Consider the following 24,871-nt stretch of genomic DNA (forward strand, 5'->3'; position numbering starts at 1 on the left):
GTAAAACACTAGAGACTGCAATGAGCCAACCCTGGAGCCCTGACAGCTGGCGCGCCCTGCCGATCCAGCAACAACCTCAATACCCCGACGCGGCGCATTTGCTGCACGTCGAGCAAACCCTGGCGAGCTATCCGCCGCTGGTGTTTGCCGGTGAAGCCCGGGAGTTGCGTCGTCAGTTTGCCGAAGTGACCCAGGGCCGGGCGTTTCTGTTGCAGGGCGGTGACTGCGCCGAAAGCTTCGCCGAATTCTCCGCCGCGAAAATTCGTGACACGTTTAAAGTGTTGCTGCAAATGGCGATCGTCATGACCTTCGCCGCCGGTTGCCCGGTGGTCAAGGTCGGACGCATGGCTGGCCAGTTCGCCAAACCCCGTTCGGCCAACGATGAAACCATCAACGGCGTGACGCTGCCGGCTTACCGTGGCGATATCGTCAACGGCATCGGTTTCGACGAAAAAAGCCGTGTACCGGACCCGGATCGTCTGCTGCAGTCTTACCACCAGTCCACCGCGACCCTGAACCTGCTGCGTGCCTTTGCCCAGGGCGGCTTTGCCGACCTGCATCAGGTGCACAAGTGGAACCTGGACTTCATCGCCAACTCGGCGCTGGCCGAGAAGTACAGCCACCTGGCCGACCGCATTGATGAAACCCTGGCCTTCATGCGCGCCTGCGGCATGGACAGCTCGCCGCAACTGCGCGAAACCAGTTTCTTCACCGCCCACGAAGCGCTGCTGCTGAACTACGAAGAAGCCTTCGTGCGTCGCGACAGCCTGACCAACGACTACTACGATTGCTCGGCCCACATGCTGTGGATCGGCGACCGTACCCGTCAACTGGACGGTGCGCATGTCGAATTCCTGCGTGGGGTGCACAACCCGATCGGCGTGAAGGTCGGCCCGAGCATGAACCCTGAAGACCTGATTCGCCTGATCGATGTGCTCAACCCGGACAACGATCCGGGTCGCCTGAACCTGATTGCGCGGATGGGCGCGAACAAGGTCGGCGATCACCTGCCGCAGCTGATCCGCGCCGTGCAGCGCGAGGGCAAGCAGGTGCTTTGGAGCTCCGACCCGATGCACGGCAATACCATCAAGGCCAGCAGCGGCTACAAGACCCGCGACTTCGCGCAGATCCTTGGCGAAGTGAAACAGTTCTTCCAGGTTCACGAAGCGGAAGGCAGTTACGCCGGCGGCATCCACATCGAAATGACCGGGCAGAACGTCACCGAATGCATTGGCGGTGCGCGGCCGATTACCGAGGATGGGCTGTCGGATCGTTACCACACCCACTGCGACCCACGGATGAATGCCGATCAGTCGCTGGAATTGGCGTTTTTGATTGCTGAAACCCTGAAGCAGGTTCGGCGCTAAACCGCATTGAACCCATCGCGAGCAGGCTCGCTCCCATAGGATTGCGCTGTACCTGGAGCGAGCCTGCTCGCGATGGCGTCGGCTCAATCACCCTCAATCTGTGCCAATGCCACCCGCAACCGCACCGCACTCGCCCGCGGGCAATTCAATTGAATCTGCGCCAGCCCCAACCAATCCGCCATCTGCCGCAGATTGACCGCCAATGCCAACATCCCCGCCTCATCCAGCCCCGGCTCTTCCTCATGCACGGCATGCACCGCCAACCGGCCCAACGCCCGTTCGGCGCGCAAGTCGACCCGCGCAGCAACCCGCTCATTGTGCAAAAACGGCAATACGTAATAGCCATAGATGCGCTTGTGCTGCGGCGTATAAATCTCCAGCCGATAACGGAAATCGAACAATCGCTCGGTACGACTGCGCTCCCAGATCAGCGAATCGAACGGTGAAAGCAGCGCACTGGCCTCGACCTTGCGCGGTACTTTCGGCTCTGCCAGGCAATAGGCCGGTTGCCGCCAGCCTTCAACTTCACAGACCCGCAGATCACCCGCCTCGACCAGCTCCGCCAGCCGCGGCCGGCTGTCTGCCGGGCTCAGGCGAAAATAATCCCGCAAGTCCTTTTCTGTACCGACACCCAAAGCCGTGGCAGCGTGCAGTAACAGGCCGCGCTGAGCCTCGGCCTCGCCAAGTAAAGGCTGCTGAAGAATCGCTGAAGGAATCACCCGCTCCGGCAAATCATAAAGCCGTTCGAACCCGCGCCGGCCAGCCACGGTCACTTCACCAGCAGCGAACAGCCATTCCAGCGCATGCTTTTCCGCACTCCAGTCCCACCACGGCCCTGCCCGCTCCTGACGGGTCGACAAACTGCCCGCACCCAGCGCACCGAGCTCCTGAACCGACGCCAACACGCGGCGAATCGTGTCTTGCTGCTCACGACCGAAGCGCGCCAATTGTTGATAGACGTCATCGCCGCGGGTTGCTCGCTGCATGCGCCAGCGCATCAAGGGGTACATCGACAAGGGCAACAAAGACGCTTCATGGCCCCAGTACTCGAACAATGTGCGTCGACGGCCCTGACTCCAGGCAGCCTGATCGAGCAAGTCGGAGGAGTAATTGCCAAGACGGGAAAACAAGGGAAGGTAGTGCGAACGCACCAGCGCATTGACCGAATCGATCTGCAGAATGCCCAGGCGCTCGATCAGCCGGTTGAGCTGAACCGGTTTGATCGCCGCCGGCGGCTGACGCCCATTGAATCCTTGGGCAGCCAGCGCCAGACGCCGAGCCTGTTTGAGGGAAAAAGACAATGTGGCGGGCATGAGCATCTCCTTGTCTGCTCGCAACCTACCTCACCCGCAAGTGGTTTGTGTAGCGATGGCATCATCATTTATGCATCGGATCATCCCAGAACGGTCTTACCGTCTCATGCTCCACATCCGCACGGCTCACGCCGATATCCTTCAGTGCTTCGTCGCTCAAGCCCGCCAACATTTCACGTTCACGGTGAAGTTCGTACCAGCGACTAAACTTGTGCAGCAGATCGGATACCGCGTGGATTGAGAATTTTTGTTCCGTTACATGCTCGTTGTGACCTTTCATCGTATTGCCCTCCTTTAGGGATGGCTCAAGTCTCGCGCCAGCGATAAGATCAATCCAACGAATGTTTCTGATGGCATACATCTCGGAGATTGATGAATGTCCGCCTACCCCAGTATCGACACCGATGTACTGCGCACCTTCGTCGCGATCGCCGATCAGGGCGGTTTTACCCGCGCCGGTGAAATGGTCAACCGCACCCAGTCGGCGGTGAGCATGCAGATGAAACGCCTGGAAGAAGACGTGTTGCAGCGCCAGCTGTTCGAACGCGACGGGCGCCAAGTCAAGCTGACCGCCGAAGGCCAGGTATTGCTGGGCTATGCGCGGCGCATCCTCAAACTCCACAGCGAAGTCTTCAATACCCTGCGCGAGCCGCATATGGTCGGCACCGTGCGCATTGGCACACCCGATGATTACGTCATGCGCTTTCTGCCGGGCATTCTGTCGCGCTTCGCGCAGTTCTACCCGCTGATCCAGATCGAGGTTCACTGCGAATCGACCCGGCAGCTGTTGCAGCGCCAGGACCTGGACCTGTCCATCGTCACCCGTGAACCGGGCAACGAGATTGGCCAATTGTTGCGCAAGGAGCGTTTTGTCTGGGCCGAAGCCCAATGCTTCAACGCCCATGAGCAGACACCGCTGCCTCTCGCGATGTTCAACAGTGATTGTTTCTGCCGCCTCTGGGCATGCAATGCCTTGGACGCCATGGGCCGCGACTACCGCATTGCGTACAATAGTTCCAGCCTGTCGGCATTGATGGCCGTGGTCAGCGCGGGTCTGGCGATTACCGCGCAGCTGGAAAGCCTGATCACACCGGACATGCGTATCCTTGGCGCCAACGAAGACCTGCCGCTGTTGCCGGAAGCCAGCATCATGCTGATCCGCAACCTGAACAACCCTTCGCCGATCACCGAATGCCTGGCCGAGCACATCGTCGAAGGTTTCAAACTTTAAACGCGAGCATCACCGCACAGACCACCAGAAAACCACAGAACAGCCCGCGCAGAAGCCGCTCCGGCAAGGCGTGGGCAATTCTCACGCCCCAACTGATGCTCATCAATCCACCGACTGCCAACGGCACACCGATCGCCCAATGCACCTGATGGTGCACCGCATAAGTCGCCAGGGTGACACCCGTACTCGGCAAGGCCAGCGCCAGCGCCAATCCCTGGGCAACCACTTGAGTGGTACCGAACAGGCTGGTCAACACCGGCGTTGCCACCACTGCCCCGCCCACTCCGAACAGTCCGCCCATCGCCCCGGAAGCCGCGCCGAGCACACCCAGCCACGGCCAGGAATAGCGCATCTGCGAAGAGGCCGGTGCGTTGGTGGTGAACATTCGCATCAGGTTGTAGGCCGACAGCGCAATCAGGAAAGCGACGAAGCCCAAGCGCATGGTTTGCGCATCGATACCCACCGCCCAGATCGAACCGATCCAGGCAAAGCAGAACCCCATCGAGGCCAGTGGCAGCGCATGCCGTAATTCGATGCGATTGCGCTGGTGATAGCGCCACAGCGCCAGCATCACGTTCGGCACCACCATCACCAGCGCCGTGCCTTGGGCGATCTGCTGATCAAGACCGAACCACACGCCCAGCAGCGGGATCGCGACCAATCCGCCACCAATGCCGAACAGGCCGCCGAGGGTTCCCAAGGCCGCGCCAAAAACCAGATACAACAAGAACTCAATCACGGGGTGTTTTTCCTTTTGTGAGGCTGTTCATCCTACGCAGTCGGCTCTGGCGGGGAAACGCACAGCAACGCACAATGGCTGTGCCAATTTCGCACAAGCGCAAACAAAACCATGAACCCCAATCAATTGACCGAACAACTTGGCCTGTTTCTCGATGTGCTGGAAAGCGGCAGTTTTTCCGCCGCCTCCCGACGCCATCCATTGACGCCTTCGGCCGTGGCGCGACGCATTGACAGCCTGGAAAACGCCGTTGGCAGCCAGTTGTTCATTCGCAGCACCCATGCGGTGCGCGCTACCCCGGCAGGGTTGGCTTTTGCTGAGCGTGCGCGGCGGATCGTCGCTGAACTGCGCCTGGCCCGGGCGGAAGCGGTGTCCCTGAGCAGTGCGCCTGAAGGCTTGATTAGGGTGGATGCGCCGGCAGCGTTCGGACGACGACACCTGGCGCCGGTAATTGCCGATTTCCTGACGCTTTATCCTGGCCTCGACGTGCAATTGCACCTGATCGACAGCTTTGTCGACATGCAGGGCTCGAATCTGGGCAAGGTCGATCTGGTATTGCGGGCCGGGCAGATGGCCGATACCCGACTGGTGGCGACGCCGCTGGCGAGCATGGTGCGTATCGCCTGCGCCAGCCCCGATTACCTGCAACGCCGTGGCGTGCCGACTGATCCTGCGCAGTTGATCGACCATGATGGTCTCGACTGGGAGGGCCTGGCTCCGCCGTTCGCCTGGCGCTTCGAGCGGGATGGGCAGATGCATTTGCACCGGCCAGCGCGAATCCGCATGAGCGCCAACAATGCCGAGGCACTGGTCTGCGGTGCACTGGCCGGGTTGGGCATCGCGCATTTGCCGACCTGGCTGGCCAGCGAATATTTATTACGCGGCGAACTGCTGCCACTGTTCTGCGAAAACGGTCTACCAAAACCGGAAAGCACCGGCATTTATGCGTTGCGCCTGGAGCAGCAACCCAGTTCGCGCAGCCGCTTGTTACTGGAATACCTGAAGACCCGTTTCAGCCCCATACCGCCGTGGGATCTGGCGCTGCAAACCAATCTGGACCGCCACTAGTCCAGAATTATCTGGCGCATTAAAGATTCGCCCGCTAGATTTATGACGATCACTGATCAAGGCTTTGAAATGAACACCGAGCGCAACAACCCGGATAACTGCGACGACCTGCTGCTGGACAATCAGGTCTGCTTCGCCCTGCATTCCACCTCGCTGCTGATGACCAAGGTCTACAAGCCACTGCTGCAAGCGCTGGGCCTGACCTATCCGCAGTACCTGGCGATGATGGTGTTGTGGGAAAAGGATGGGCTGACGGTCGGCGAAATCAGCACCCGACTGCTGACCGATCCTGGTTCCCTCACCCCACTGCTCAAGCGCCTGGAGGCCGAAGGCCTGCTGAGCCGCACCCGCAGCCGTGAAGACGAGCGAGTAGTGATTGTCGAACTGACCGAGCAAGGCCGTGCACTGCGAGACAAGGCGCGGGGCATTCCCCAGTGCATCCTCGGCGCCAGCGGACAAACGCTGGAACAGCTGAAAAAGCTGCAAGCGGATCTTCAAGCGCTGCGGAGTCATCTGCAAGACAGCCTCTGACCTCAAAACACCACCAATCCCTTGTGGGAGCGAGCCTGCTCGCGATAGCCATGTGACATTCAGCATTGATGCTGACTGACACACTGCTATCGCGAGCAGCCTCGCTCCCACATTTGTTTTGTAGCGCTCTCAAAAATCCGCTTCGCCAACCGGTCCTCGAAAAAAAAATTCCCCGCGAAAATCCCACCTCGACGGCTCTAACTCGACACTTCCAATGGCGAGTGTTCACTTCGGGTCAAATTTTTTAAAAATTTATCTTGCGCACTAAATACTTGCGAGCTACATTCACCTCGCACTTGCTTAGCGCGCAAACATTTAGCGCAAAAATATCAAAACCCGAACGAGGCTCACACCATGCAAACTCTCTACACCGCAATCGCAACCTCCACTGGCGGCCGTGACGGTCGTGCGATCTCCAGCGACAACGTCCTCGATGTCAAACTCGCTACCCCGAAAGAACTCGGTGGTGCTGGCGGTGCGGCAACCAACCCTGAACAACTGTTCGCAGCCGGCTACTCCGCCTGTTTCATCGGCGCGCTGAAATTCGTCGCCAGCCAGACCAAACGCAAAATCCCGGACGACGCATCGATCACCGCCCATGTCGGCATCGGCCAGATTCCTGGCGGTTTCGGTTTGGACATCGATTTGCACATCAGCCTGCCGGGCCTTGAACAAGCCGACGCACAAAGCCTGGTCGAAGCTGCCCACCAGGTTTGCCCGTACTCCAACGCCACCCGTGGCAACGTCGATGTGCGCCTGCACGTTACCGTCTAACCGCTGACTCCAAGGCCTGACAGGAAATGAATATGAACACTTTCAGCAAAGTCTTGACCGGTACTCTTCTCGCCCTGTCCATCAACAGTGCATTCGCAGGCAATGGGGTTGAACACAACACTCAAGCGTTCCTCGATGTACTGAATGCCGGCACCGGCAAACCGATTGAACAGCTCACGCCTGCCGATGCCCGCGCGGTGTTGGTGGGCGCGCAGGCCGGGGTGAAACTGACGCTGCCCAAAGCCGATATCAGCGAGAAAACCATCCAGGTCGATGGCCAACCGATCAGCCTGACCATCGTTCGGCCGGCCGGGGTCAAAGGCGAGCTGCCGGTGTTCATGTTCTTCCACGGCGGTGGTTGGGTGCTGGGGGATTTCCCGACCCACGAACGGCTAGTTCGGGATTTGGTAACGGGTTCGGGCGCGGCGGCGGTGTTCGTCAATTACACCCCGTCGCCGGAGGCGCATTACCCGGTGGCGATCAACCAGGCCTACGCTGCGACGAAGTGGGTGGCCGAGCACGGTAAAGAAATCAACGTCGACGGCAAACGTCTGGCCGTGGCCGGCAACAGCGTCGGTGGCAACATGGCAGCCGTGGTTGCGCTGATGGCCAAAGACAAAGGCACGCCGGCGATCAGGTATCAGGTGTTGTTGTGGCCGGTGACTGACGCCAGCTTCGAAACGGCGTCTTACAACCAGTTCGCCGAGGGGCACTTCCTCACCAAAAACATGATGAAGTGGTTCTGGGACAACTACACCACCGATGCCAAACAACGGAACGAGATCTACGCCTCACCGCTGCGGGCAACCACCGCGCAACTCAAGGGCTTGCCACCCGCGCTGGTGCAGACGGCCAGCGCCGATGTCCTGCGCGATGAGGGTGAAACCTACGCCCGCAAACTCGACGAGGCGGGTGTGCCGGTCACGGCAGTGCGCTACAACGGCATGATCCATGACTACGGTTTGCTCAATGTGGTGAGCCAGGTGCCCGCGGTGCGTTCGGCGATGTTGCAGGCTTCTGAAGAGCTCAAGCAACACCTGAAATAAAGCAAAAAGATCGCAGCCTCGTTTCACTCGACAGCTCCTACAGGGGGAATACAAAATCCATGTAGGAGCTGTCGAGTGAAACGAGGCTGCGATCTTTTGATCTCGATCTTCGGTCACAAAAAAGCCCGACTCAATGGTCGGGCTTTTTCATTCCTGAGGCTGTGCTTATTTAGCACGGCCTTTGTAGGAACCGCCTTCGCGGGTATCGATCTCGATCATGTCGCCGATTTCGATGAAGTCAGCAACCGACAGCTCGGTACCGTTCTTCAGTTTGGCAGGCTTCATCACCTTGCCGGAAGTGTCACCGCGAGCGGAACCTTCGGTGTAGTCAACCTGACGCACGATAGTGGTCGGCAGCTCTACGGAAACCAGACGCTCTTCGAAGAAGATCGCTTCGCAAACATCGGTCATGCCTTCTTCAACGAAAGGCAGAACGGCTTCGATGTCTTCAGCGTTCAGCTCGTACATGGTGTAGTCAGTGGTGTCCATGAACGTGTAGGAGTCGCCGCTGATGAAGGACAGGGTCGCTTCTTTGCGGTCGAGGATTACGTCGTCCAGTTTGTCGTCGGCGCTGTAAACGATTTCGGTCTTGTAACCGGTCAGCAGGTTTTTCAGCTTGGTCTTCATGATCGCGCTGTTACGACCCGACTTGGTGAATTCAGCTTTCTGAACCAGCCAAGGATCGTTTTCGAGACGGATCACCATCCCGGGTTTCAGTTCTTTACCAGTTTTCATTGCGAATATCCGAATTTGGATGGGATTTACAAAAATCTAGGCCGCGTATCATATCCAATTTAGGTAAAACTGTACCAGCGCTGCGGCAAGATCTGCCTGCAAGGCTTGTTCCAGACACCATGTCTCGGCATGTTTTTCCAGTTCAGGCCAGTGTTTGCGGGTTGATTTCCAGTGATCGGTCATTGTCTCACCTGCATTCCACGCCCGCCATAGACCGCTGATCGCCTCGCGGGCAGGCCCGGACAGGCCCTGGGTGTATAGGGCCAGGAAGGCGTCGAGCTTGTCCAGATGGATATCTTCGTCCTGCCGATAGATGTGCCAGAGCAGCGGCCGACCTGCCCATTGGGCGCGGACGAAGGAGTCTTCACCGCGCACGGCGTTGAAATCGCAGCTCCATAGCAGTAGGTCATATTGATCCTGTCGGACGAACGGTAGCACTTGCACGGTCAAGGCGCCGCGCACATGCACCGCCCCGGCCGTCAGCCCATCCACCTTAAGCCAACGCTCGACGTCGCAGAGAATCCGGCCTTCGGGTACCAGCAGATGAGTCGGCGTCGAGTCGGCCGCCATCGTGTCCAGCCAACTGGCCAGCCCGGTATTTTCGTAGGCAAACAGCGAGATCAGTTGGGCATTCGGCGCGCGATCAATTCCCAAGCCTTGCAGGAATTCTCGCTGAGCTTGCGGACTTTGCTGAAACTGCCGACGCCGCTCCAGCAATCCGCTCTCACGCAACAAGCCACCAGTGCCCTTGCGAAAGCCCGGGAAGAAAAAGAACTTCTGCACGCTCTTGTACTTCACCGACGGCAAGCCATGGCAGCCGACGACCCAGTCTTCGGCACTCAGATAATCGAGGTTCATCCACAGCGGCGGTTTTTCCCGTGCGGCCATGGCCTCCATATAGGCACTCGGTAACTGGCAGGCGAAGGCTGCGATGACGACATCAGCGGCTTCAGTGGGTTGCCAGTCCGCCGACCACTGTCGCACCTCGACGCCCTGCTGCCACTGCTGCGCAGCGTTGATGTCGATGTCCGGACACAAACGCTCGAAGGCCCGCAGATCGTCGACCCACAAGCGCACCGCCATTGAATGTTCGGCCACCAGTTGTCGGGCCAGGCGCCAGGTCACACCGATGTCGCCGAAGTTGTCGACCACGGTGCAAAAAATATCCCAGCGCCAGCGGTTTTTCACTTGAGGCATTTCAGGCATTCCAGGCTCCCGTTGGCAAAGGCGCCGATTGTCCGCATAAATTACCCCGTGCAGAAGAGCCGACGACGATTAATCTTCATGCGACAATCGCCACTCGCCCGCGACCACCCGCCAGGAGGCAGTCATGCCCTACCGTCCCAACCCGCGCCGTCCCTTGCCGATCCAGTTTAATGCGCTGCAACTGACCGGCAGTATTGCCCTCGGTTTGTGGCTGGGATTCATCGCGATCGCACTGACTTGCTGGCTCGCCTGGCGCTTGTTGTTCAACGAGCAATTGGCGCCCTTGGCCCAGGCGGTGGAGCAACTGGCCAAGCCACCGGTGATTGAGCAACCCGCCTCGCAGAACCCGATGTTCGAACAGTACGAGGACCATCTGCGCAGGAATGAACAGCAGCAAATGGTGGAACAGGCCAGAAGCAGCAAACACAATCTGTCCAATCCAAAATGCCAGTTCTGGCTGCAGCAAAATCAAACGGCGCCTAGCGAAAAAAGCCGCGCCAACGTCCTGCAATTCTGCGACTGATCAAGAAGCTCTTCATGCACAAGCCGACCGTCCACCAACTGATTATCGACAAGCTGCGGATCGATCTCGACATCGCTGAACGTGCCGCGCAAACCGCTTACGAAACCGCGACCCACGAAGAAAACATAGCCGAAAACAAGTACGACACGCTGGGGCTGGAGGCGTCTTATCTGGCGGCCGGACAGGCCAAGCGAGTGGAAGAAATCAGGCAGTCATTGGCCCTTTGCCAGAACCTGACATTACGGCCTTATGACGATCAGCGCGGCATCGAAGTCGGTGCACTGCTGGGCCTGGAAGACGAAAAGGGTCGCGAACAATGGCTGTTCCTGGCCCCCGACGCGGCCGGGCTGAAGATCGATCTGGTGGGGCAATTGATTACCGTCATTACCCCTCGCTCGCCGCTGGGCAAAAGCCTGCTGGGCAAGTTCGAAGGGGATGAAGTGGAGATTCTGGTGGCGGGCGCTCGGCAACAGTTTTCTGTCACCGAGGTGATCTAGCGATTAATGCACCGGCAGTTCAACGCCGTCGAACAGTTCTTCCAGTTCCTGTTTGTTGTGGCACTGAATGGCCTTGGCCATGACTTCGCGGGTCAGGTGCGGCGCGAATTTCTCGATGAAGTCGCACATGAAACCACGCAAGAAGGTGCCGCGACGGAAACCGATTTTGGTAATGCTGGACTCGAACAACTCGCTGGCATCGAGCACCACCAGGTCGCTATCGAGTTTGGTGTCGACCGCCATTTTCGCCACGATGCCCACGCCCAGGCCCAGACGAACATAAGTCTTGATCACGTCGGCGTCGGCAGCGGTGAACACTACTTTGGGTGTCAGACCACGATGGCTGAAGGCTTCGTCGAGTTTCGAACGGCCGGTAAAACCGAACACGTACGTCACGATCGGGTATTCGGCCAAGGCTTCGAGAGTCAGCTTCGACAGCTTGGTCAGCGGGTGGCCTTGAGGCACGACCACGCAGCGGTTCCAGCGGTAGCACGGCATCATCACCAGATCGCCGAACAACTCCAGCGCTTCGGTGGCGATGGCGAAATCGACGGTGCCGTCAGCGGCCATCTCGGCGATCTGCATCGGCGAACCCTGGTGCATGTGCAGGGCAACGTCCGGGTATTGCTTGATGAAATTGCTGATCACCGGTGGCAACGCATAACGCGCCTGGGTGTGCGTGGTGGCGATCGACAGGGTGCCTTTTTTCTCGTTGGAGAATTCCTGGGCGATCTGCTTGATGCTTTCAACTTTGCGCAGGATTTCGCCGGCGGTGGTGATGATGCGCTCGCCAGCCGGGGTAACCCGGGTCAAGTGCTTGCCACTGCGGGCGAAAACCTCGACCCCCAATTCGTCTTCCAGCAGGCGGATCTGTTTGCTGATGCCCGGTTGCGAGGTGTAGAGGCTTTGGGCTGTAGCTGAAACGTTGAGGTCGTGGTGCGCCACTTCCCAGATGTAGCGCAATTGTTGAAGCTTCATATGAATCCCTCAAAGCAGGTAGACGCCACGGGCATCAGCGACGATATATAACTATATTAATGGTTTGATTAATAAATCTAGAACTTTTTTATCAAAACGCCATTATTCGTGTCCTAGCGATCCCCTTTGCGGCGACGTTCCATCAGCGGCACCAAATAGACCGGCACTCTGGACAGTTGCAACACGCGCGCAGCGGTTCGGCCCAATGGCGTTTCCGCGCCAGCGCCATGACTGTGACTTCCTACGATCAGCAAATCGACGGAGAGTTTCTGCGCCTGGTCGAGAATCACCTGCGACGGATCGCCCTGCAGCACCCGCACTGCCCGAATCCGTTCCAGGTCCTGCTCCCCCTCATCCCCCAGCTCTTCGCGAAAGCTGTCGAGCACCCGCTGCTCGATATTGGCAATCACCGTATTGAGGCCCTGACTGTGAAACTCGTTCAAGGCCTGCTCATCGAGGTAACTCTGAAGCACCGATTCGGCGAACAACCCCATCGGCTCAACCGCGTGCACCACATACAAGTCGGCATTGAATGTTCGAGCCAGTGCCAACGCATGCTGCATCACAAAAGGTGCATACAGACCGAGGTCGGTGGCATACAGCATCGAATGAATCATAGGGACCTCCTTTAATGCCAACATGGCGGAGATTGATTCAGCTTAGCAGTGCCGTGGCGAGTGCGGCGTTCGGCGCAACGCACTGAACCGCAGCGCTTTAAATCGACGGCTCGTTACTGATGCCATGCGGCACGTGACCGGTGGCGACCACTTCGCGGGCCAGCTCGCAATGGCCGGCCTGGTCATCGAAAAATACGTCGGCGGCAAAGGCTTCGAGAAAGGCTGATTTGGTCAAACCGCCTAGGAACAGCGACTCGTCCAGACGGATGTCCCATTCGCGCAAGGTGCGGATCACCCGTTCATGGGCCGGCGCCGAGCGTGCAGTCACCAGTGCGGTGCGGATCGGACAGGCATCGTCGGGGAACTCGCGCTGCAACAGGTTGAGCGCCGCGAGGAAGCCTTTGAACGGCCCACCGCGCAAAGGCTCGCGGGCGGCCTCACGCTCGCTGGCCTGAAACGCTGCAAGGCCTCCCGATTGATAGACCCGCTCCGACTCATCGGAAAACAGCACCGCGTCACCGTCGAATGCAATGCGCAATTCATCGCTGGCGGCGCGACTGGCACCGCCCGACAGAATAGTCGCTGCCGCGAAACCGGCATCCAGCGCACTGCGCACATCGTCGGAATGGGTCGAAAGAAACAGGTCGCAACCAAAGGCCTTCAGGTACGGATAAGGACTGCGCCCGCCGACAAATGCCGCACGCGAAATCGCCAGGCCATAATGATGAATCGAATTGAAAACCCGCAGGCCGGTGTCGGCGCTGTTGCGCGACACCAGGATTACCTCGACCCGGGCACGGCCGAGACTGGCGTTCAGGTTCAGGAGTTTTTCGACTAACGGGAACGCATCGCCGGGCTCGAGAATTTCATCTTCGTGTTCGATCTGGTACTGCCGATAGGCCTCGACGCCGCTCGACAGATAAACCTTGTGGCTCTCGCTCAAGTCGAACAGTGCTCGCGAAGAAATCGCCAACACCAGTTTGTCGTCTATGCCATTGGCCATGCCCTTCCCTCTCCTTTTGGCCGACTCAGTGATTACGTCGGTCGATGAAACTCAAGCTGCGATACAACGCCTCGATGCGCGGCAACTCACATCCCGCCGCTTTCGCCGCTGCCAGTGGCCGAGTGTAGATGGCATCCAGTTCCAGCGGTCGCTTGTGCAGGAAGTCGTGGTACATGCTCGGCCAATAGTCGGGCATTTTCTCAGTCATCATGAACAGATAATCGGCGTAACCCGGCGGCATGTCGTGACCACAGGCCTTGGCCCCCTGAACTACTTCGGTCATCAAGGCCTGAATCAGCGCGCGGCTGTCGGCATCCGTCATCAATGGCGTGGTGCTTGCCCCAAGCAGAACCGACAGGCCGTTGTAGGGGATATTCCAGACCAGTTTCTGCCAGCGCGCCTGATGCAGGTTCGGCATGGCCTGGGCGTCGATGCCGGCGGCGCGAAACAACTTGGCGCCCTCTTCGACGATGTTCATGCGCGCCTGTTCATCGGCGGCGGGGCCGCTGTGATAGCCGACGTTCACCGCACCGAGCGCCTGATGGGTAATGACCCCTGGGCCGGCGCGATGGACGCAAATCAGACAGAGCCCGCCCAGCAGGTGCAGCGAGTCGGGGAGCAACTCGCGCAGACTGTCTTCAACGTCCAGGCCATTTTGCAGCAACAGCACTTTGGCATCAGGCGCTGCGGCTTGAATAATGGCGGGGGCCAGGTCCGCGTTACTGGTGGTTTTGGCGCCCACCAGCAACCAGTCGCACGGCGGCATGTCGGCAGCCGACGAATAAGCCTGAACCGGGTTCAGGACCAGCGGCCCCAACGACGCATGATCAAGATGCAAGCCGCGTTCGGCCACCGCTGAAAACTCACTGCGCAACAGGAAATGCACATCGAAGCCGGCACGCGCGAGCATCAGCCCGTAGAAACCACCGATCGCGCCGGTTCCGATAATGCCGATTGTCGGTTTGGTCCCTGTATCTGTCATGGCAACTCCTCTGCTTGTCGACTCAACGCCTGACCCACGGCTTCGTTGAGCGCTGTGCGGGTCAAACGCGACTGTAGTGCCCCAAAGAATTCACCGTCGCGCACTACAAACAGCGCCGGCAAATGAAAGACCCGATAACGCTCGACCACGCCACCATTGTTCCCGGCATCGATCCAGCACAGTCGATCGACCGCCAGATCGAACGTGGGCAATTGCTCACGGGCAAAACGGCAACTCGCGCAGCCGACGCTGGTAAAGATCACCAGGGAAATACCGTTCATCGCCAACAGCCGTTGGTCGGCGTCGAAATCGGTCAGTTCCGATTCGACCACTATACTGGGAGAAACGATGTCAGATGGCCGACACAGGGAGTCCGTGTTCATGGGACGTTATCTTCCTCATCCTGACGATGTACCCGTCGAATTGACGTTGCTCAAACATGAGTGCATTTCGCGGCAACAGCTGCACACTATCAGCCTCGGCGGCGTGGCTTGCAATTACCACCGCGGATGGCGAAGGGGCACCGCACTTCAAGTGCGCATGCCGACCCTGAGCACCACAATCTGTTACCTGGGCTATGTGGCGTGGTGCCTGCGACGAAAACGCAGCTACCTGGTGGGCATCGCTTTTGTCGACGAACAGACCCTGTTCAGCGCACGAATGGGTGAGCAGGTTTGCCAGATCGAACGTTACTGCCGTCAGCACGAACCCCAAAGCGAACAGGTGAACAACCAGACCCTGGCCCTCGAATGGGTCCAGCTGCACGCCAACGAGTTCTCCCACGACACGGTTCGCAAGGCATTTGCATAGGTAATGCTGGATTAAACCGGTGTCTGCCCATTGTCGAGCCACGGTGTAACGCGCTAAGGTTCGGCTCCCCGACGCGCTTAATTTGCTGTGCTCCGCCGCGCGGGTTCGCTGGCGGCCGGCACCCGTGACCTGACGAGTAAACGATGGCTGATTTACCGATCAACGACCTTAACGTCGCCTCCAACGAGACCCTGATCACTCCCGATCAGCTCAAGCGTGATATCCCTCTGAGCGACGCTGCCCTGCGCACCGTCACCAAGGGCCGCGAAGTCATTCGCAACATTCTTGATGGCACCGACCACCGCCTGTTCGTCGTGATCGGGCCGTGCTCGATCCATGACATCAAGGCTGCCCACGAATACGCCGAGCGTCTGAAAGCACTCGCGGCAGAAGTGTCCGATACCTTGTATCTGGTCATGCGTGTGTATTTCGAGAAACCACGCACCACCGTCGGCTGGAAAGGCCTGATCAACGACCCGTACCTGGACGACTCGTTCAAGATTCAGGATGGCTTGCACATTGGTCGTCAGTTGCTGCTGGACCTGGCCGAAATGGGCCTGCCGACCGCAACCGAAGCCCTCGACCCGATCTCCCCGCAATACTTGCAGGACCTGATCAGCTGGTCGGCGATCGGTGCACGCACCACCGAATCCCAGACTCACCGTGAAATGGCTTCCGGCCTGTCCTCGGCTGTCGGCTTCAAGAACGGCACCGATGGCGGCCTCACAGTGGCCATCAACGCCTTGCAATCGGTCTCCAGCCCGCACCGCTTCCTGGGCATCAACCAGGAAGGTGGCGTGTCGATCGTCACCACCAAGGGCAACGCCTACGGCCACGTGGTGTTGCGCGGTGGTAATGGCAAACCGAACTACGATTCGGTCAGCGTCGCGCTCTGCGAGCAAGCGCTGAACAAGGCGAAGATCAAGCCGAACATCATGGTCGATTGCAGCCACGCCAACTCCAACAAGGACCCGGCCCTGCAACCGCTGGTGATGGAGAACGTCGCCAACCAGATCCTCGAAGGCAACCAGTCGATCATCGGCCTGATGGTCGAGAGTCACCTGAACTGGGGCTGCCAGGCGATCCCGAAAGACCTCGCCGACCTGCAATACGGCGTGTCGATCACCGATGCCTGCATCGACTGGACCGCCACCGAAAACACCTTGCGCAGCATGCACGCCAAGCTCAAGGATGTGTTGCCTAAACGCGATCGCAGCTGATCACCGTTTCACGCAAAAAAAACGCCAGGTTTGAACCTGGCGTTTTTTTATGCGTTCGCTTTGTTCACAGCTTGGCGGCATGCCGCGCGTGACGCTCCATGTAGCGCTCCACATAGGAACACGATGGAATGACTGTGTAGCCCATTTCCTCGGCGTATTGCAGTGCCTGCTCGGTCAACGCCGCCGCGATGCCGCGACCACGCAGTGCGTTGGGCACAAAGGTACGATAAATATCCAGGGTCTGTTTTCCCAGATCCATATAGGTCAGGTAGGCACGATAACCGTCCACAGTGGTCTCGAACTGATGACCAGCCTGGTCATGGTGGATGGACAACGCCTCGCTCATCACTACTCCTCGCGGGTCTTTAATTCTGACCCCTACCTTACCGATGTTTTTCCGGCGAAGGAACATCTACGCCACCCTGTGCCTGAATGAGCACCGAGAGAGCAACACCAATCTCGCGCAACCGAGCACGTATCAAATAGTAGGCACCATTGGGCAGAAATGCTCAAGGGACGCTCGTCATGCTGGCAGGCGGATGTTGCTTGGGTAATGCAGGGGCGGCCTGATCGGAATCTTCCCGAGTCGAGCCTGAACATTGCCGGATATTGCGACTTAAGACGAGCGCCCTTTGTTTAAGTCACCTCAACATGGATAAAGATATGAGAGCCGCTACGCAAAATCCGAACAAAAGTGTGGACGACTCATCTAGACAGACTTTAGTCGAGACTGAAAAACAGCTGCCGAGGTGGGGAACTTTTCTTTGGCGGCTCGCTCAGCTCGGGCCTCGCAGCTGGATATTTTTTATACAATGCAGTTAAAAGTTGCTCGAAAAAGAATCAACGCCTACAATTTTTTTTGCTTCTTGCTCTACGTCAGTTTACTTACTACAAGTAATGGGTAGTATGTACGCCGGCTATTTCCTCACTCTGAGGAGACAGCTACTTAATAGAAAGTCCTTGAAGGGGAACACGATGAACAACGTTCTGAAATTCTCTGCTCTGGCTCTGGCCGCAGTTCTGGCTACCGGTTGCAGCAGCGTATCGAAAGAAACCGAAGCACGTCTGACTGCTACTGAAGACGCAGCAGCTCGCTCCCAGGCTCGTGCAGACGAAGCTTACCGTAAAGCTGATGAAGCTCTGGCTGCTGCTCAAAAAGCACAACAGACTGCTGACGAAGCTAACGAGCGTGCTCTGCGCATGCTGGAAAAAGCTAGCCGCAAGTAATAGTCCTTCGGGATTGTTATCAAGCCGACCCATTTTTTGGGTCGGCTTTTTTATTGCCCGCTGTTTCTGCAGGCCATAAAAAACCCGCCGACGCGGCCTGCGTCGGCGGGTTCCTTTAAAGCGTTACTGCTGCAGGTCGATCGGCGCACTCGTTACCATCGACGCCGATGCATTCGGCACGGCGATTTCCACCGGCAGGCCATCTTCAGCGGCAACCACGTCACGCACCACATCCCAGTTCATGCGCAAGTTGTTGGTGATGTCCTCACGCTTGAGCATCGCATTGATCACTGCGGTGTGCTTGTCGACTACCGAAGGGTTGCCCGAATCGTCCAGCGGCGTGTGCGCTTCCAGATAAACCTTGCCGGCGCTGAGGCCGAACTTGTATGGATCGTTGATGATCCGCACCGACGTCCCGACCGGCACCATGCTGGCCATTTCCAGCACGTTGTTGTTGAACATGCGGAAGCAGCCGTGGCTGGTGCGCATGCCGATACCGAATTTCTTGTTCGAGCCGTGGATCAGGTAGCCCGGAGTGCCAAGAGTGAACTTGAACGGCCCCAGCGGGTTGTCTGGGCCGGCCGGCACCACATTCGGCAATGGATCGCCATCAGCGGCGTGCTCGGCCTTGATTGACGCTGGAGGCGTCCAGGTCGGGTTCGGCGTCTTGGCGATGATGCTGGTATGGGCAATCGGCGAGCCCCAGCCTTCACGGCCGATACCCAGCGGGAAGGTGTACACCACGTCCCGGCCTTTCGGGAAATAGTAGAGACGGTATTCAGCCAGGTTGATGACGATGCCTTCACGGGGGCCCGGCGGCAGGATGAAACGCGTCGGCAAGACGATTTCGGTCCCGGCGCCCGGCAGCCATGGATCGACCCCAGGGTTGGCCGCGACCATTTCCGAGTAGCCCAGATCGTAGGTGGTGCCAAGGTCGGCGAAGGTGTCTTCGTACTTGGCCTTGATCACTTGCACCTGGCCGATGATGTCTTCACCGGGAGGTGGCAGGGGTAGCTCCAATGCTGCTACCGGACCCGCGACACAGAGGGCGGCAAGAGACAGGCAGCGGGTGACGGCGGGAAAGCGCGGCAACATCCGGAAAATCCTTCGCATGATCGACAAGGGTATAAAAACGGGATTGTACACCGCTGCCCGTTATTTCGGGGAGACGTAAAGACCTGTGGTTGGGGGATCTGCGATGAGGGGCTTGCCTGTGGCGAGCTTGTCTGTGGCGAGGGAGCCCTCTCACCACTGGGCCCTAAAGCTCGAACCGCAACTCAGGCCAGATCGGTGAGGTGCCGCGTTTTTGCGACTCCAGAATGGCCCGGCACAGCGAGCACAGACGCTGGTCCTGGAACACGGTACGGTCGACGCTCGACCAGCGCGGCTGCGCCGGCAACAGGCTGCCGCACAAGGTTCGGTCCACCGAGCCGCCCAACTCCAACTGACGAGTCACCAGATGCACGCGCACTTCCTGGCAGGCGAACAGATCCAGCTGTTCGTCAGGCTCGATCAGTTGGTAGGCAAATAGGGACCAGGCAGGACGCGGCATCGGGGGCTCCAAATCGGGGGCGCCACCTTAGCCGAAACACCGCCGCTAGAAAAGCGTCAAAGCAGCGGTTTCAGTGTCGGCCAGACATTTTCCAGCAACTTGTCCTGAGCCGCCGCAGCCGGGTGCAGGCCGTCGCCTTGCATCAGGTCCGGATGACCGCCCACACCGTCGAGAAAAAACGGCACCAGCGGGATCTTTTTCTCATCGGCCACCTTGGCGAAAACCTCGGCAAAGGCCTGGGTGTAACGCACACCGTAATTGGGCGGCAACTGCATGCCCAACAGCAGTACCTTGGCACCACTGGCGCGGGAGCTGTCGATCATCGACGCAAGATTTTGTTGCAATTGTGTTGGCAGCATTCCCCGCAACCCATCGTTGCCCCCCAACTCGAGGATAACCAGCTCAGGCTTATGCTCTGCAAGCAGCGCCGGCAGGCGCGCCCGGCCCCCGGCGCTGGTGTCGCCGCTGATGGATGCATTGACCACCTTATCGTCGAAACCTTCGTGCTTGAGCCGTTGCTCGAGCAACGACACCCACCCCAAGCGGGTATCCAGGCCGAAACCGGCGCTGATACTATCGCCAACGATCAGGACTGTACCCGCCGCTGCGTTCTGGGCCATGCACATCAAGGCCAGGCCAGCACTCAAAAACCACACACGCATCGGATTCTCCATGGGCGCAAGCATTCTCACCGCGAAGAACCTCAGCAAAGTGGTTCCGAGCGCGGAAGGTGAACTGACTATCCTGCACGAACTCAGCCTGGAACTGAACAAGGGCGATAGCCTGGCCATCGTCGGCGCCTCCGGTTCCGGCAAATCCACCCTCCTGGGCCTGCTCGCTGGCCTCGATCTGCCGAGCAGCGGTGAAGTCACCCTTGCCGGGCAAGGCCTGAGCAATCTCGATGAAGACCAACGCGCACGCATCCGCGCCGAGCATGTGGGGTTTGTTTTTCAATCATTCCAGCTGCTCGACAGTCTCAATGCTTTAGAAAACGTCATGCTGCCGCTGGAGCTCGATGGCCGCAAAGACGCCCGCGAGCGCGCCACCGAACTGCTGCAACGGGTCGGTCTGGGCCAACGCCTGACGCACTCGCCGCGCCAGCTTTCCGGTGGCGAACAGCAGCGCGTAGCGATTGCCCGGGCCTTCGCCGCCGAGCCCGACGTGCTGTTCGCCGATGAGCCCACCGGCAACCTCGACAGCCACACCGGCGAGCGCATCAGCGATTTGCTGTTCGAACTCAACCAGGAAAGCGGCACGACCCTGGTGCTGGTGACCCACGATGAACGCCTGGCACATCGCTGCCGGCGCCTGATCCGCCTTGAAGCCGGCCTGCTGGTCGCCCCTCTGGAGCCTTGATGGCACGCTTGCCGCTGTTGCGCCTGTTCAGTATCGCCCTGCGCCAATTATGGCGCGATGCCCGTGCCGGTGAGTTGCGCGTGTTGTTCTTCGCCTTGCTGGTGGCCGTGGCGGCGAGTACCGCAATCGGTTACTTCGGCGCCCGCCTGAACGGCGCCATGATGCTGCGCGCCACCGAGTTTCTCGGTGCCGACCTAGTACTCGAAGGCAGTTCACCGGCGCGACCGGAACAGGTAAGGAGCGGCACAGAGCTGGGCCTTGAACACGCTCAAGTGGTGGAGTTTTCCAGCGTCATCGCCACCGACAACGGCATTCAGCTGTCCAGTATCAAAGCCGCCGATGACGTCTACCCATTGCGTGGCGAACTGAAGAGCGCCCCCGCGCCCTTCGCGCCGGAAGAACCCGGTGGCGGACCGAAACCCGGCGAAGCCTGGGTCGAAGCGCGACTGCTGACCGCATTGGACTTGAAGATCGGCGACAGCATCGACGTCGGCATGAAAACCCTGACGCTGGCGCGGGTGCTGACCTACGAACCGGATCGCGCCGGCAATTTCTACAGCCTGACGCCACGGGTGCTGATCAACTTCAGCGACCTTGAGGCAACCGGCGTGGTGCAACCCGGCAGCCGGGTCAGTTACCGCGAACTCTGGCGCGGCAACGCCTCGGCGCTGGAAACCTATCGGCAGCTGATCAAGCCAGGCCTGGCGGCCAACCAGCGTATCCAGGATGCTCGCGATGGCAATCGGCAGATCGGCGGCGCCCTGGGCAAGGCTGAACGTTATTTGAACATGGCCAGTCTGGTGGCGGTGTTGCTGTCCGGCGTGGCGGTGGCGTTGTCGGCGACACGCTTCGCCACCCGCCGATTCGATGCCAGCGCATTGCTGCGCTGCCTGGGCCTGTCCCGTCGGGAAACCATGGTGCTGTTCAGTCTGCAACTGACCGTACACGGATTGCTCGCCAGCGTCAGCGGCGCCCTGCTCGGCTGGCTGGCGCAGCTCGGGCTGTTTGCACTGCTGCGTGATTTATTGCCGACCGATGTTCCACCGGGTGGCCTGCTGCCGGCCATCGCGGGGATCGGCACCGGGCTGGTGGCGCTGGCCGGTTTCGCCCTGCCACCATTGGCCGCTTTGGGTCGAGTGCCACCGTTGCGCGTGTTGCGTCGCGACATGCTGCCGATTCCGTCCAGCAGTTGGATAGTTTATGGCGCGGCATTGGGCGCCCTCGGTCTGATCATGTGGCGCTTGAGCCTGGACCTGTTACTGACTTTCGCCCTGCTCGGCGGCGGTGTCATCGCGGCACTGGTGCTGGGCGGCTTGCTGTTGCTGCTACTGAAAAGCCTGCGCCGGATGCTGGCGCGCGCCGAATTGCCATGGCGCCTCGGGTTGGGCCAACTGCTGCGCCATCCACTGGCGGCGGCCGGTCAAGCCCTGGCCTTCGGTTTGATTCTGCTGTCCATGGCACTGATCGCTTTGCTGCGTGGCGAATTGCTCGACACCTGGCAAAACCAGTTGCCGAAAAATGCCCCGAACTACTTTGCCCTGAACATTCTGCCAGCGGACAAACAGGCCTTTACCGATCGACTGATGGAGTTGTCGGCACAATCGGCGCCGCTGTACCCGGTGGTGCCGGGACGGCTGATCAGCGTCAATGGAGAGCCGGTGCAGGACATCGTCAGCAAGGATTCTGCCGGTGATCGAGCCATTCAACGCGACCTGAGCCTGACCTGGGCGGCCGACCTGCCGGAGGGCAACAAACTCACCGCCGGCAACTGGTGGGATCAGCAACCATCGGATGAAATACCGGGAGTATCGGTGGAAGGTAAAGTCGCCGAAAGCCTCAAGCTCAAGCTCGGCGATCACATGGTATTCACCGTTGGCGGGGTCAATCGGGAAGCGAAAGTCACCAGCCTGCGGGAGGTCAACTGGGACAACTTCCAGCCGAACTTTTTCATGATCTTCCAGCCCGGCACCCTGAAGGACTTGCCGGCGACCTACCTGACCAGTTTCTACCTGGCGGCCGGTCACGATCAGCAGATCGTTGATCTGTCCCGAAGTTTTCCGGCAGTGACCATTCTGCAAGTCGAAGCCTTGCTGGCGCAGCTGCGCAGCATTCTCGGCCAGGTCACCCTGGCGGTGGAATACGTGCTGTTGTTTGTGCTGGCGGCGGGCATGGCGGTGCTGTTCTCCGGTTTGCAGGCAACGCTGGATGAACGCATTCGCCAAGGTGCATTGCTGCGAGCGCTGGGTGCCGAACGACAGTTACTGGTCAGGGCTCGGCGGATCGAGTTCGGCCTGCTCGGCGCGGTCAGCGGACTGTTGGCGGCACTGGGTTCGGAACTGGTGAGCCTGGTGCTCTACCGTTATGCCTTCGACCTGCCTTGGCACCCGCATCCATGGCTGTTGGTGTTGCCGCTGATCGGCGCCGTGCTGATCGGCGGTGCCGGTGTGTTCGGCACGCGCCGCGCCTTGAACGCCAGCCCCCTGACAGTCTTGCGCGAGGGTTGATAAACTCAAGCGTTCTGATCACGTATTCAACCACAAGAAGTCGCCATGAGCCGTTATCGCCCTCCCCGCACCGCTGGCACCGCGCTGATCACCCCCGAAGGTGAAGCGCGGATGCGGGCCGAGTTTCATGAACTCTGGCATGTGCGCCGACCGCAAGTGACGCAATCGGTCAGCGAGGCGGCGGCACAGGGCGATCGCTCGGAAAACGCCGAGTACACCTATGGCAAAAAGATGCTGCGCGAGATCGACAGTCGCGTGCGTTTTCTCACCAAACGGCTGGAAGCACTGAAGGTCGTCAGCGAGAAGCCCAGCGATCCGAACAAAGTCTATTTTGGCGCCTGGGTCACCATTGAAGATGAAGAAGGCAAAGAGTCGCGCTATCGCATCGTCGGGCCAGATGAACTGGACTTGAAACAAGGGCTGATCAGCATCGACTCGCCGCTGGCACGCGCCCTGATCGGCAAAGCGCTGGACGCCGAAGTTCGAGTGCAAACACCGACTGGCGAACAGTGCGTTTATATTATAGACATCAATTACCCGTAACACCCTACCTACAACATCGAAACAATAAGCTGCAAACATCCCCGCCTTCCAGCTTGACTTAAAAACAACAAAGAACAACTATCAAGCCGCCAGACAGCCCGACAACTGACAATCTTGTTGGCGGGTGCCTGTCTCACTTACTCAGTTAACTTTATTCAAAGGAATGAATAACATGCTTGATCGCTGGATGAACAATACGCTACATATCGAAAACTTGCGTGTCGACGAACTTATTCTGCCGGGTTCGCATGACTCAGGCTATGACAAAAAAGCGCCGAACGCATTTTTACCTCAAGAGATCACACAAGATGTCAGCCCTCAGGAGCAAGTGGCCGCCGGCGTACGGGTGCTGGACCTAAGGGTAGAGTTCTATAGCAACAAGCCTGTCGGCCGGGCACACCGCTTCCAGATTTTCCACCTGACGTCGTCCGGACGCACGGTCAGCGTCGATATTCTAGACATGGTGAATGACTTCTATGATACGCCTTCAACCAAATCGGCCCGGGCGCGGGAAATTTTCATTCTGGACTTTCACGAGTTCAAGAACTTTACCCCACAGGCTCATCAGGAGTTGCGTGAACTTATCAATAGTAAAATCGGTTACAGATCCATCTCTAACGATCTGCGCCACTTGACGCTTGACCAACTATGGAATCAACATCCAGGAAAAACGGTCGTCGTTGCTTATAATCATTTCATTCAAAACTCCGACTTCTGGCCCGGAGTGGAACAAAAATGGTCTGGCGACAATGTCATGACCACCCAACAATTGAAAGCCTTTATGGACGAGGTCGCCACGCAATACAAACCTTCTTATGCGCTGCGTTCAATACAATGCGCCAAATACGTTTTACCCTTCTTTGTACCCGACGATTTCAGCAATAAAATAGATACTTGGTTTGAATCGAATGACGAAAATAGTTATATCCAAAAGTTCTTCATTATCAATACCGATTGGACAACCCGCAGTCGAATTGTCCTGAACTGCTTGCACGCCAATCAATTTCGCGGCAGGCAAAAAAAACACCCACAATGACACGCAGGCGTCT

The 24,871-nt window shown here is 58.7% G+C and carries 29 protein-coding genes; 15 read left to right on the forward strand and 14 right to left on the reverse strand.

Features of this window, described 5'->3' with window-relative positions; genetic code table 11:
* Positions 1 to 20: 20 nt before the first annotated feature.
* A complete protein-coding gene (locus tag ACZ89R_RS09380) occupies positions 21 to 1,367 on the forward strand; it encodes a class II 3-deoxy-7-phosphoheptulonate synthase (RefSeq protein ID WP_007899909.1) in 1,347 nt (448 codons plus the stop codon).
* Positions 1,368 to 1,450: 83 nt separating this feature from the next.
* On the opposite strand, the gene ACZ89R_RS09385 is transcribed toward ACZ89R_RS09380, so the two are convergent.
* Both ACZ89R_RS09385 and ACZ89R_RS09390 read right to left on the reverse strand, forming a co-directional pair.
* A complete protein-coding gene (locus ACZ89R_RS09385) occupies positions 1,451 to 2,680 on the reverse strand; it encodes a winged helix-turn-helix domain-containing protein (protein ID WP_429545950.1) in 1,230 nt (409 codons plus the stop codon).
* A gap of 64 nt (positions 2,681 to 2,744) precedes the next feature.
* Complete coding sequence (locus ACZ89R_RS09390; protein WP_008075682.1) at positions 2,745 to 2,960, reverse strand: DUF1127 domain-containing protein; 216 nt, start codon at positions 2,958 to 2,960, stop codon at positions 2,745 to 2,747.
* Between the two features lie 96 nt (positions 2,961 to 3,056).
* On the opposite strand from ACZ89R_RS09390, the gene ACZ89R_RS09395 reads away from it, so the two are divergent.
* Positions 3,057 to 3,911: a LysR substrate-binding domain-containing protein gene (locus tag ACZ89R_RS09395; RefSeq protein ID WP_052964013.1), complete on the forward strand. Its 855-nt coding sequence runs from the start codon at positions 3,057 to 3,059 to the stop codon at positions 3,909 to 3,911.
* On the opposite strand, the gene ACZ89R_RS09400 is transcribed toward ACZ89R_RS09395, so the two are convergent.
* Positions 3,901 to 4,650 carry a sulfite exporter TauE/SafE family protein gene (locus ACZ89R_RS09400; protein WP_123501241.1) on the reverse strand — a complete coding sequence of 250 codons (750 nt, stop codon included), beginning with the start codon at positions 4,648 to 4,650 and terminating at the stop codon, positions 3,901 to 3,903. The genes ACZ89R_RS09395 and ACZ89R_RS09400 overlap by 11 nt on opposite strands.
* Before the next feature lie 111 nt (positions 4,651 to 4,761).
* Between ACZ89R_RS09400 and ACZ89R_RS09405 the strand changes: the two genes are divergently transcribed.
* The 4 genes from ACZ89R_RS09405 to ACZ89R_RS09420 all read left to right on the forward strand — a co-directional run bounded on the left by ACZ89R_RS09405 (position 4,762) and on the right by ACZ89R_RS09420 (position 8,069).
* Positions 4,762 to 5,718, forward strand: a complete 957-nt coding sequence (locus ACZ89R_RS09405) for a LysR family transcriptional regulator (protein ID WP_429384765.1) — start codon at positions 4,762 to 4,764, stop codon at positions 5,716 to 5,718.
* Positions 5,719 to 5,787: 69 nt separating this feature from the next.
* Positions 5,788 to 6,249 (forward strand): MarR family winged helix-turn-helix transcriptional regulator, encoded by a 462-nt coding sequence (locus tag ACZ89R_RS09410; RefSeq protein ID WP_007899914.1) that lies wholly within the window; start codon positions 5,788 to 5,790, stop codon positions 6,247 to 6,249.
* Positions 6,250 to 6,603: 354 nt separating this feature from the next.
* Entirely contained in the window at positions 6,604 to 7,023 is a 420-nt protein-coding gene (locus tag ACZ89R_RS09415; protein ID WP_008009416.1) for an organic hydroperoxide resistance protein, read from the forward strand.
* Between the two features lie 32 nt (positions 7,024 to 7,055).
* A complete protein-coding gene (locus tag ACZ89R_RS09420; RefSeq protein WP_429545949.1) occupies positions 7,056 to 8,069 on the forward strand; it encodes an alpha/beta hydrolase in 1,014 nt (337 codons plus the stop codon).
* 165 nt (positions 8,070 to 8,234) lie between these two features.
* Here the strand turns inward: ACZ89R_RS09420 and ACZ89R_RS09425 are convergent, their stop codons facing one another.
* Positions 8,235 to 8,804 carry an elongation factor P gene (locus ACZ89R_RS09425; RefSeq protein ID WP_007899917.1) on the reverse strand — a complete coding sequence of 190 codons (570 nt, stop codon included), beginning with the start codon at positions 8,802 to 8,804 and terminating at the stop codon, positions 8,235 to 8,237.
* A gap of 48 nt (positions 8,805 to 8,852) precedes the next feature.
* Entirely contained in the window at positions 8,853 to 10,010 is a 1,158-nt protein-coding gene (gene earP, locus ACZ89R_RS09430) for an elongation factor P maturation arginine rhamnosyltransferase EarP (RefSeq protein WP_429545948.1), read from the reverse strand.
* A gap of 124 nt (positions 10,011 to 10,134) precedes the next feature.
* On the opposite strand from earP, the gene ACZ89R_RS09435 reads away from it, so the two are divergent.
* Entirely contained in the window at positions 10,135 to 10,533 is a 399-nt protein-coding gene (locus ACZ89R_RS09435) for a hypothetical protein (protein WP_008075695.1), read from the forward strand.
* 14 nt (positions 10,534 to 10,547) lie between these two features.
* Complete coding sequence (locus tag ACZ89R_RS09440; RefSeq protein ID WP_427624290.1) at positions 10,548 to 11,030, forward strand: GreA/GreB family elongation factor; 483 nt, start codon at positions 10,548 to 10,550, stop codon at positions 11,028 to 11,030.
* A gap of 3 nt (positions 11,031 to 11,033) precedes the next feature.
* Here ACZ89R_RS09440 and cysB read toward each other — a convergent pair whose 3' ends face one another.
* The 5 genes from cysB to ACZ89R_RS09465 all read right to left on the reverse strand — a co-directional run bounded on the left by cysB (position 11,034) and on the right by ACZ89R_RS09465 (position 14,993).
* Complete coding sequence (cysB, locus tag ACZ89R_RS09445; protein ID WP_007899921.1) at positions 11,034 to 12,008, reverse strand: HTH-type transcriptional regulator CysB; 975 nt, start codon at positions 12,006 to 12,008, stop codon at positions 11,034 to 11,036.
* Between the two features lie 113 nt (positions 12,009 to 12,121).
* Positions 12,122 to 12,625 (reverse strand): universal stress protein, encoded by a 504-nt coding sequence (locus tag ACZ89R_RS09450; RefSeq protein WP_007899922.1) that lies wholly within the window; start codon positions 12,623 to 12,625, stop codon positions 12,122 to 12,124.
* 97 nt (positions 12,626 to 12,722) lie between these two features.
* The gene (locus ACZ89R_RS09455; RefSeq protein ID WP_008075703.1) at positions 12,723 to 13,628 is read right to left on the reverse strand and encodes a 5'-nucleotidase; all 906 of its coding nucleotides are present in this window, start codon (positions 13,626 to 13,628) and stop codon (positions 12,723 to 12,725) included.
* 25 nt (positions 13,629 to 13,653) lie between these two features.
* Positions 13,654 to 14,610 (reverse strand): putative 2-dehydropantoate 2-reductase, encoded by a 957-nt coding sequence (locus tag ACZ89R_RS09460; RefSeq protein ID WP_429545947.1) that lies wholly within the window; start codon positions 14,608 to 14,610, stop codon positions 13,654 to 13,656.
* Positions 14,607 to 14,993, reverse strand: coding sequence for a thioredoxin family protein (locus ACZ89R_RS09465; RefSeq protein ID WP_123501229.1), 387 nt, complete (start codon positions 14,991 to 14,993; stop codon positions 14,607 to 14,609). Before ACZ89R_RS09465 ends, ACZ89R_RS09460 begins: the two co-directional genes overlap by 4 nt.
* Here ACZ89R_RS09465 and ACZ89R_RS09470 point away from each other — a divergent pair.
* Together ACZ89R_RS09470 and ACZ89R_RS09475 are read left to right on the forward strand one after the other, a co-directional pair.
* A complete protein-coding gene (locus ACZ89R_RS09470; RefSeq protein WP_063341092.1) occupies positions 14,992 to 15,420 on the forward strand; it encodes a PilZ domain-containing protein in 429 nt (142 codons plus the stop codon). The two genes, ACZ89R_RS09465 and ACZ89R_RS09470, sit on opposite strands and share 2 nt — an antisense overlap.
* Positions 15,421 to 15,563: 143 nt before the next feature.
* Positions 15,564 to 16,640, forward strand: a complete 1,077-nt coding sequence (locus tag ACZ89R_RS09475; RefSeq protein ID WP_007899930.1) for a 3-deoxy-7-phosphoheptulonate synthase — start codon at positions 15,564 to 15,566, stop codon at positions 16,638 to 16,640.
* A gap of 64 nt (positions 16,641 to 16,704) precedes the next feature.
* Here the strand turns inward: ACZ89R_RS09475 and ACZ89R_RS09480 are convergent, their stop codons facing one another.
* Positions 16,705 to 16,986: a GNAT family N-acetyltransferase gene (locus tag ACZ89R_RS09480; RefSeq protein WP_007899932.1), complete on the reverse strand. Its 282-nt coding sequence runs from the start codon at positions 16,984 to 16,986 to the stop codon at positions 16,705 to 16,707.
* A 629-nt stretch (positions 16,987 to 17,615) separates the two neighbouring features.
* Between ACZ89R_RS09480 and oprI the strand changes: the two genes are divergently transcribed.
* Complete coding sequence (gene oprI / locus ACZ89R_RS09485) at positions 17,616 to 17,867, forward strand: outer membrane lipoprotei OprI (RefSeq protein WP_003172710.1); 252 nt, start codon at positions 17,616 to 17,618, stop codon at positions 17,865 to 17,867.
* A 123-nt stretch (positions 17,868 to 17,990) separates the two neighbouring features.
* Here oprI and ACZ89R_RS09490 read toward each other — a convergent pair whose 3' ends face one another.
* From ACZ89R_RS09490 to ACZ89R_RS09500, 3 genes are all read right to left on the reverse strand, one after another.
* Positions 17,991 to 18,962 (reverse strand): L,D-transpeptidase family protein, encoded by a 972-nt coding sequence (locus ACZ89R_RS09490; protein WP_429545946.1) that lies wholly within the window; start codon positions 18,960 to 18,962, stop codon positions 17,991 to 17,993.
* 163 nt (positions 18,963 to 19,125) lie between these two features.
* Positions 19,126 to 19,419: a hypothetical protein gene (locus ACZ89R_RS09495; protein ID WP_008075246.1), complete on the reverse strand. Its 294-nt coding sequence runs from the start codon at positions 19,417 to 19,419 to the stop codon at positions 19,126 to 19,128.
* 56 nt (positions 19,420 to 19,475) lie between these two features.
* Positions 19,476 to 20,081, reverse strand: a complete 606-nt coding sequence (locus ACZ89R_RS09500; protein WP_429545945.1) for an arylesterase — start codon at positions 20,079 to 20,081, stop codon at positions 19,476 to 19,478.
* Between the two features lie 10 nt (positions 20,082 to 20,091).
* On the opposite strand from ACZ89R_RS09500, the gene ACZ89R_RS09505 reads away from it, so the two are divergent.
* The 4 genes from ACZ89R_RS09505 to ACZ89R_RS09520 all read left to right on the forward strand — a co-directional run bounded on the left by ACZ89R_RS09505 (position 20,092) and on the right by ACZ89R_RS09520 (position 24,858).
* The gene (locus ACZ89R_RS09505) at positions 20,092 to 20,775 is read left to right on the forward strand and encodes an ABC transporter ATP-binding protein (protein ID WP_007899869.1); all 684 of its coding nucleotides are present in this window, start codon (positions 20,092 to 20,094) and stop codon (positions 20,773 to 20,775) included.
* The gene (locus tag ACZ89R_RS09510; protein WP_429545944.1) at positions 20,775 to 23,279 is read left to right on the forward strand and encodes an ABC transporter permease; all 2,505 of its coding nucleotides are present in this window, start codon (positions 20,775 to 20,777) and stop codon (positions 23,277 to 23,279) included. Before ACZ89R_RS09505 ends, ACZ89R_RS09510 begins: the two co-directional genes overlap by 1 nt.
* 45 nt (positions 23,280 to 23,324) lie before the next feature.
* Complete coding sequence (greB, locus tag ACZ89R_RS09515) at positions 23,325 to 23,822, forward strand: transcription elongation factor GreB (RefSeq protein WP_123501220.1); 498 nt, start codon at positions 23,325 to 23,327, stop codon at positions 23,820 to 23,822.
* A 172-nt stretch (positions 23,823 to 23,994) separates the two neighbouring features.
* On the forward strand, positions 23,995 to 24,858 hold the full coding sequence (locus ACZ89R_RS09520; RefSeq protein WP_429545943.1) for a PI-PLC domain-containing protein: 864 nt from the start codon (positions 23,995 to 23,997) through the stop codon (positions 24,856 to 24,858).
* Positions 24,859 to 24,871 lie beyond the last annotated feature (13 nt).

It is taken from the genome of Pseudomonas sp. TE3728, from assembly GCF_056279145.1.

What these genes read in the sequence shown, in the direction of transcription:
- ACZ89R_RS09450 (WP_007899922.1), bottom strand. Translation starts at nt 12,625, where the DNA reads ATGATTCATTCGATGCTGTATGCCACCGACCTCGGTCTGTATGCACCT.
- ACZ89R_RS09495 (WP_008075246.1), bottom strand. Translation starts at nt 19,419, where the DNA reads ATGCCGCGTCCTGCCTGGTCCCTATTTGCCTACCAACTGATCGAGCCT.
- ACZ89R_RS09380 (WP_007899909.1), top strand. Translation starts at nt 21, where the DNA reads ATGAGCCAACCCTGGAGCCCTGACAGCTGGCGCGCCCTGCCGATCCAG.
- ACZ89R_RS09465 (WP_123501229.1), bottom strand. Translation starts at nt 14,993, where the DNA reads ATGAACACGGACTCCCTGTGTCGGCCATCTGACATCGTTTCTCCCAGT.
- ACZ89R_RS09480 (WP_007899932.1), bottom strand. Translation starts at nt 16,986, where the DNA reads ATGAGCGAGGCGTTGTCCATCCACCATGACCAGGCTGGTCATCAGTTC.
- ACZ89R_RS09470 (WP_063341092.1), top strand. Translation starts at nt 14,992, where the DNA reads ATGGGACGTTATCTTCCTCATCCTGACGATGTACCCGTCGAATTGACG.
- ACZ89R_RS09415 (WP_008009416.1), top strand. Translation starts at nt 6,604, where the DNA reads ATGCAAACTCTCTACACCGCAATCGCAACCTCCACTGGCGGCCGTGAC.
- ACZ89R_RS09505 (WP_007899869.1), top strand. Translation starts at nt 20,092, where the DNA reads ATGGGCGCAAGCATTCTCACCGCGAAGAACCTCAGCAAAGTGGTTCCG.
- earP (WP_429545948.1), bottom strand. Translation starts at nt 10,010, where the DNA reads ATGCCTGAAATGCCTCAAGTGAAAAACCGCTGGCGCTGGGATATTTTT.
- ACZ89R_RS09500 (WP_429545945.1), bottom strand. Translation starts at nt 20,081, where the DNA reads ATGCGTGTGTGGTTTTTGAGTGCTGGCCTGGCCTTGATGTGCATGGCC.
- ACZ89R_RS09460 (WP_429545947.1), bottom strand. Translation starts at nt 14,610, where the DNA reads ATGACAGATACAGGGACCAAACCGACAATCGGCATTATCGGAACCGGC.
- ACZ89R_RS09385 (WP_429545950.1), bottom strand. Translation starts at nt 2,680, where the DNA reads ATGCCCGCCACATTGTCTTTTTCCCTCAAACAGGCTCGGCGTCTGGCG.
- ACZ89R_RS09475 (WP_007899930.1), top strand. Translation starts at nt 15,564, where the DNA reads ATGGCTGATTTACCGATCAACGACCTTAACGTCGCCTCCAACGAGACC.
- ACZ89R_RS09455 (WP_008075703.1), bottom strand. Translation starts at nt 13,628, where the DNA reads ATGGCCAATGGCATAGACGACAAACTGGTGTTGGCGATTTCTTCGCGA.
- ACZ89R_RS09490 (WP_429545946.1), bottom strand. Translation starts at nt 18,962, where the DNA reads ATGTTGCCGCGCTTTCCCGCCGTCACCCGCTGCCTGTCTCTTGCCGCC.
- greB (WP_123501220.1), top strand. Translation starts at nt 23,325, where the DNA reads ATGAGCCGTTATCGCCCTCCCCGCACCGCTGGCACCGCGCTGATCACC.
- ACZ89R_RS09390 (WP_008075682.1), bottom strand. Translation starts at nt 2,960, where the DNA reads ATGAAAGGTCACAACGAGCATGTAACGGAACAAAAATTCTCAATCCAC.
- ACZ89R_RS09420 (WP_429545949.1), top strand. Translation starts at nt 7,056, where the DNA reads ATGAACACTTTCAGCAAAGTCTTGACCGGTACTCTTCTCGCCCTGTCC.
- ACZ89R_RS09435 (WP_008075695.1), top strand. Translation starts at nt 10,135, where the DNA reads ATGCCCTACCGTCCCAACCCGCGCCGTCCCTTGCCGATCCAGTTTAAT.
- ACZ89R_RS09440 (WP_427624290.1), top strand. Translation starts at nt 10,548, where the DNA reads ATGCACAAGCCGACCGTCCACCAACTGATTATCGACAAGCTGCGGATC.
- ACZ89R_RS09410 (WP_007899914.1), top strand. Translation starts at nt 5,788, where the DNA reads ATGAACACCGAGCGCAACAACCCGGATAACTGCGACGACCTGCTGCTG.
- ACZ89R_RS09520 (WP_429545943.1), top strand. Translation starts at nt 23,995, where the DNA reads ATGCTTGATCGCTGGATGAACAATACGCTACATATCGAAAACTTGCGT.
- ACZ89R_RS09510 (WP_429545944.1), top strand. Translation starts at nt 20,775, where the DNA reads ATGGCACGCTTGCCGCTGTTGCGCCTGTTCAGTATCGCCCTGCGCCAA.
- oprI (WP_003172710.1), top strand. Translation starts at nt 17,616, where the DNA reads ATGAACAACGTTCTGAAATTCTCTGCTCTGGCTCTGGCCGCAGTTCTG.
- ACZ89R_RS09395 (WP_052964013.1), top strand. Translation starts at nt 3,057, where the DNA reads ATGTCCGCCTACCCCAGTATCGACACCGATGTACTGCGCACCTTCGTC.
- cysB (WP_007899921.1), bottom strand. Translation starts at nt 12,008, where the DNA reads ATGAAGCTTCAACAATTGCGCTACATCTGGGAAGTGGCGCACCACGAC.
- ACZ89R_RS09405 (WP_429384765.1), top strand. Translation starts at nt 4,762, where the DNA reads ATGAACCCCAATCAATTGACCGAACAACTTGGCCTGTTTCTCGATGTG.
- ACZ89R_RS09425 (WP_007899917.1), bottom strand. Translation starts at nt 8,804, where the DNA reads ATGAAAACTGGTAAAGAACTGAAACCCGGGATGGTGATCCGTCTCGAA.